General features: G+C 56.1%; 2 protein-coding genes. Both read left to right on the forward strand.

Annotated features, from left to right (window positions below; genetic code table 11):
- The first annotated feature begins 19 nt into the window (after positions 1-19).
- A complete protein-coding gene (locus NZK35_RS06215) occupies positions 20-952 on the forward strand; it encodes a tyrosine-type recombinase/integrase (RefSeq protein WP_407699768.1) in 933 nt (310 codons plus the stop codon).
- A 68-nt stretch (positions 953-1,020) separates the two neighbouring features.
- Positions 1,021-1,206, forward strand: a 186-nt coding sequence (locus NZK35_RS06220) for a transposase zinc-binding domain-containing protein (protein WP_259631730.1), incomplete at its 3' end; no start/stop codon positions are given.

The following is a 1,206-nucleotide window of genomic DNA, read 5'->3' on the forward strand; positions in this document are numbered from 1 at the left end:
ACAAGGACAAGCAACCGTGATGTCACACAAAAAACGAACCTGCAAACTCACCAAGCGGCTCGCCGAAGACATGTTGATCCGCAACATGGCCGAAGCAACCATCGACGCCTACACCTACCACGTTCGGAAATTCGCCGACTTTATCGAAAAACCGCTCGGCCAGGCAACCTGCGAAGACGTTAGAACCTTCCAACTCCATCTGATCCAAGAACGAAAGCTTGCCTACGGTTCGTTCAACCAAGCCGTTTGTGCTTTACGGTTTTACTATCGCCACACCCAGCCCATGCCCTGGCCGGTCACGATGGTTCCCTTCGGCAAACGGCCCAAGAAGCTACCTACCGTGCTCGGCCGACAAGAAGTCGACCAGCTGATTCAATGCACGGCCAATCTGAAACACCGAACCTTTCTGATGACGCTCTACTCCGCAGGGCTGCGGTTCTCCGAAGCGGCCAACTTGAGGATCCACGACATCGACTCCAAACGGATGATGATCCGAGTCGCCAACGGCAAGGGCAACAAGGAACGGTTGGTGCCACTCTCACCGAGACTCTTGAAAGAGCTCAGGATCTACTGGCGCAAGTACAAGCCGACCGACTTCCTGTTTCCAGGCAAGAAACCGGGGAAGCCCTACGCCGACACCACGATTCGCAAAGCGATGAAGGACGCCGGAGTGAAAGCGGGGATCAAACGCAGGATTTATCCGCATGTCCTGAGGCACTCCTACGCGACGGGACTTCTCGAAGCCGGGGTGGACTTGTTGACGATCAGCAAGCTGCTCGGCCACGCGAGCTTCATCACGACGATGGTTTATCTGCATTGCCGTCGGGAGCACCTGCACAGTGTCCCGAGCCCGCTCGATTGGCTGCCGGTGAAGCAGTTGCCGACGTACACGCCGCCGCAGGAGAACGGCGAAGCGAGCAGTCAAGAAAACGATTCAGACAAGAAAAGCTAACCGTCCACCAACTCCTTCGTCGCGGTGCCGAACGTTACGTCAACGAGCACCGCGACGGTGCAGCGACGATGACGGTCCAAAGTGTCTTGGCCAAAACGACTCTGTGTCGTACGTCTGCACTTGGTGGTCGTTGGTACCAGTGTGATGATTGTGATCGGCTTACGAAACGACACAACTCGTGTGGTGATCGTCACTGCCCGCAATGCAGCGGAGGAAAACGACAGACGTTTTCGGATCGTGCTTCGAAGCTGATC

The sequence above is a fragment of the Stieleria sedimenti genome, assembly GCF_025060895.1.
Lineage (GTDB): Bacteria > Planctomycetota > Planctomycetia > Pirellulales > Pirellulaceae > Stieleria > Stieleria sedimenti.

Bases quoted from the DNA above. Each gene is read 5' to 3' on its own strand.
- NZK35_RS06215 (WP_407699768.1), top strand. From the start codon at position 20: ATGTCACACAAAAAACGAACCTGCAAACTCACCAAGCGGCTCGCCGAA.